Annotated in this window: 4 protein-coding genes; 2 read left to right on the top strand and 2 right to left on the bottom strand. The window is 50.5% G+C overall.

What is annotated here, in order from left to right; translation table 11 throughout:
• The coding region (locus ACLUYS_RS09485; RefSeq protein WP_412659722.1) for a nicotinate phosphoribosyltransferase at positions 1–1,209 on the top strand (1,209 nt) is incomplete at its 5' end.
• Between the two features lie 240 nt (positions 1,210–1,449).
• Entirely contained in the window at positions 1,450–2,226 is a 777-nt protein-coding gene (locus tag ACLUYS_RS09480) for a uracil-DNA glycosylase family protein (RefSeq protein WP_230267565.1), read from the top strand.
• Between the two features lie 99 nt (positions 2,227–2,325).
• Here ACLUYS_RS09480 and ACLUYS_RS09475 read toward each other — a convergent pair whose 3' ends face one another.
• Entirely contained in the window at positions 2,326–3,015 is a 690-nt protein-coding gene (locus ACLUYS_RS09475; RefSeq protein ID WP_230267564.1) for an alpha/beta hydrolase, read from the bottom strand.
• A 547-nt stretch (positions 3,016–3,562) separates the two neighbouring features.
• Positions 3,563–4,166 (bottom strand): hypothetical protein (locus ACLUYS_RS09470; RefSeq protein ID WP_412659720.1); only part of this gene is annotated, 604 nt, incomplete at its 5' end.

Raw genomic sequence — 4,166 nt, 5'->3', positions numbered from 1 at the left:
GAAGAGTTTCTCGAATACCTTTCTCAGGTGAAATTTACGGGCGATGTCTGGGCGATTCCGGAAGGAACGCCGGTCTTCCCGTACGAACCGCTCATTCGCGTCAAGGCGCCGCTGATTGAAGCCCAGCTGCTCGAAACCGCGCTCCTTCTTGCGGTCAACCACCAGACGCTGATCGCCACCAAGGCCAGACGCATTGTGCAGGCGGCCAAAGGCAAGGCGGTTATGGAATTTGGAGCCCGCCGTGCCCACAACTTCGATTCCGCCATTCAGGGCGCACGTGCGGCGTATATCGCCGGCGTAGCCGGAACCGCAACGACGGAAGCCGGCAAGCAGTTCAGCATTCCCGCCCTTGGCACGATGGCTCATTCCTTCGTGCAGAGCTTTGACAGCGAATACGACGCCTTCCTGGCGTATGCCAAAATGTATCCGGACAGCTGCACGCTGCTGATCGATACGTACAACACGCTGCGCTCCGGTCTGGAAAACGCTATTCGCGTTGCCAAGGAATACCTTGAACCCAACGGCCATCGCCTCAAAGGCGTGCGCATTGACTCCGGCGACATGGCGTATCTGTCTAAGAAAATCCGCCGCCGCCTCGATGAAGAAGGCATGCAGGACTGCTCCATCGTCGTTTCCAACTCGCTCGATGAATACCTGATTGAATCGCTCGTAGACCGTCAGGGGGCCAAGATCGATGCGTACGGCGTCGGTGAAAACATGATCGTCTCCAAGGACTCGCCGGTATTTGGCGGCGTGTACAAGCTGGCGGCCATTGAAGAAAACGGCGTTATGGAACCCCGGATCAAGATTTCGGAAAACGAAGAGAAGATCACCAACCCGGGCTATAAAAACCTGTACCGCATTTACAACAAGGAAGACGGCAAAGCGGTCGCCGACCTGATGACGCTTTCGGATGAAGTGCTCGATGAATCGGAAGATCTGACGATTTACCATCCGATGAACAAGTGGAAAAACAAAGTCATCGAAAAGGACACGTACGAAATCCGCGAACTTCTCGTGCCGATTTTCATTAACGGCGAACTCGTGTACCGCCAGCCGTCCCTGCTTGGCATTCGCGACTACTGTGCCAGAGAGCAGGAAACGCTCTGGGAAGAGATCAAGCGCTTCACCAACCCGCAGATCTACTACGTCGACCTTTCCGAAAAGCTCATTGACCTCAAGCTCGACATGATCAAGTCCAAGCGCTGAATGAAACGCTGAACTCCGATCGAAAATACATTTGCCCGGATCCAGACGGATCCGGGTTTCTTCGTCCGTCTGTGCGGATCCTTTACCGGGGGCAGAAAGCAACGCATATGCCCCTTCCTGCGCAGACTTTATTTACGCTATGACTAAAGCGGTGGAAGCGGTATCCCGTTTTCAATGCGCTACACTGTCAGAAGAGCCGAAAAGACAGGCACGATTCACAGAAAGAGCAGGTACCGTTTTATGGAAACCGATACAGCGTTACAGGCGGACAAAAACCAGACGCCGGCAACTAAACCGTCCGATTTCAATCAATCCGAAAGGATCGATACGCCCATCGACTGTCTTCAGAAACAGATTCTGGCCTGCCGTCAGTGCCGCCAATTGTTTGGTTTTGAACCGCGCCCGGTCGTCTTTGGCGGCCCGCATGCGAAAATCGTTCATATTTCTCAGGCGCCCGGACGTCTCGTCCATGAAATCGGCCGCCCCTTCGCGGATCCTTCCGGCAAGCGTCTGCGCCAGTCCTGGTATTACCTGAGCGAAGAGCAGTTTTACGATCCGAAAAACTTCTACTTCACTGTTATGGGTCACTGCTTTCCCGGCAAGGGAAAGACCGGCGACAAGAAACCGCCTGCCGTATGTTACGAGCGCTGGACGAAAAAAGAGCTTGAGCTTCTTAAGGAAGCCGAGCTGATTCTGATCGCCGGCCGAGAAGCCGCCAGCCGGATTTTTCCGGGAAAGACGCTCGATGAGCTCGTCTTTTCCCATCTCGAATACGAAGGCAAGCCCTGCTGCGTCCTGCCGCATCCCTCGGGATTAAACCGCGGCTGGTTTATGAAGCACCCGGAATTTGAAGAAAAGGTCGTACCGGAAATCCGTCAGAAAATTCATGACGTGCTCAGTATTCCGATCGATCCCGACTTTAAAGACCATCTGCCCAAACGCGAAAGCTGGCAGAAAACCGCCTCGAGAAAGCCGGCAGGATCAAAGACAGACGATACGCAGAACAAACCAAAATAGCAGCGGCCAGACGAAAGCATAAATCCAGTCCGCAGATCCAGCCGGGCGGCATAAAAAAGACCGCCTCAAAATGAAGCGGTCAATCGGTCGAGATAACAATCAGTGAAAAGGCGTCATCTCATTGCGGAAGTAATCGCGAATGATCGGAAAGACGATCGATTCGTACGTGCCGTCATACAAAAAGCGATGTTTCGCTCCATACAGATAGAGCAGACGCGTATGCGCCGGATCAAGCAGGGAAATCATGCGTTCGGAAGATTTGGCGCTGATGACCTCATCCGCCGTTCCGTGCAAAATGAGAACCGGACAGTCTACCTGCAAAATCGAATAGCGATACGTCGAGACGACTTTCAGAAACGTCTGGGTATGATTGCGGCTCAGACTGCCGGAATCCCCGTCGCTGAAGGGAAAGAGCGCTTTTCTGGCGGCGCGTTCCACCTGATAAAAATCGAGCGGGAAATAGGCCGGTGCGCAAAGCAGCAGATGCTTCACCTTGAATACGGAAGCCAGATAGGAAGAAACCACGCCGCCCATGGAAAAGCCAAGCAGGTGAACGGGACGACCCGTCGCAATCGCCTGGCGCAGTTTTTCTTCACAGCGGCCGATCCAGTCTTCCATGCGGGTATCGCCTGGATCCTGCGGATCAAAGTAATCAAAAGTCCAGACTTCAAAGCCCTGCTTTTCCAGCCACGCTTTGAGCGGATCCATCTCGTGAGAAACTCTTCGCCCGAATCCGTGAATGGTGACGACAATATCCGGACGGTGAATAAACGGGAAATGTAAGTTCATGGCCGAATTATACCATGGGCAAAGATCCGGCTTCTGTCCGCTTTTCGAAGAAGGCCGTCCGCCCTGTCCAAGACGATCATCAAAAAAGAGACTGGCGGGAAAGATAACGCATAAATCCCATATTCTCGTCAGAAATGGACGAAAAAAAGACGGTGAAAAAAGTGCCTGAAAAAGACGAAATTTACTAAAACATCAGGCGATTTTTAACCGTTCTGTACGCGGGCAGGGAAATTTCTCAAGCGGAGAATGAGACAAAAAGAGATAGATTAGACAACGAAAGTATAGACATATTTTGGCCGTTGTGGATTCGATTGTCAAAACGGGTCGAAAGACAGAAAATCGATGCCAAATATGAATTTCGGCATATATGGCATTTATTCATTATTTTCTTATCCGATTATGATGATTAATTGACTATTTTCTATCTTAATACGAACTTAATGCTAATTAATGTGTTCTTAATGCAAACTTTACCCTGGTTAAATTTCCTGTGTATCCGCCTTTTCCTCGAAATATGGCATCTGATACACTTTAACCGTCAAAGAAATCAGCAGGTAAAACCTGAAGAGAACTTAGACATTTGAGAGAAATAGAAAAAGGGAGCACAGCAGCCATGAAAGACGATAGACGAATGAAACTTTACCAGCTCAATTCCAACAGCCGAAACCTCCGGGCGAAAATGGTAAAATCCCTCCGCATGATGCGCGATGGAGAATTTGAAAGGGCGAATCAGGTTCTCAGCGAATCCAAGGAGGAATTCGATGAACTCAGAGAAGAAAACCGTTCCATCCAGGACGATTCCTTTGAATCTTCCATGGGATTTACGGAAGTCTTCCACGAGGCGATCGCACAGGCCAATCGGCTTTGTTCCCGCAACTGCTCGGCGATCAAATTCCACGTATACAACTGATCCATCATAATTCACACACGCCGCAGCGCACTTTGCATTTCCAGTCATAATTCGATTTATCTCTGGCAAAGGATCGTGGGTTGAATCGTCAAGCTGTGCCAAAAAGAAATCTGCTGCGAAAAAGAGTCCATGGGCAATGGGCTCTTTTTTCATGCCCGTTTCTTTTGAGAAAACAAAGCGGACCGGATGGGGGGGATAAGAAATACGGGTGCAAAGAGAAATTGAAGAAATAGAAATATGA

Source organism: Allobaculum sp. (assembly GCF_047010065.1).
In the GTDB taxonomy this organism is placed as follows: Bacteria; Bacillota_I; Bacilli_A; order Erysipelotrichales; family Erysipelotrichaceae; genus Allobaculum; species Allobaculum fili.
Note: the sequence above shows the minus strand (reverse complement) of the source record. Positions and strands in the feature narration are given on the sequence as shown.

Coding starts and splice junctions, on each gene's coding strand:
- ACLUYS_RS09480 (WP_230267565.1), top strand. CDS start 1,450: ATGGAAACCGATACAGCGTTACAGGCGGACAAAAACCAGACGCCGGCA.
- ACLUYS_RS09475 (WP_230267564.1), bottom strand. CDS start 3,015: ATGAACTTACATTTCCCGTTTATTCACCGTCCGGATATTGTCGTCACC.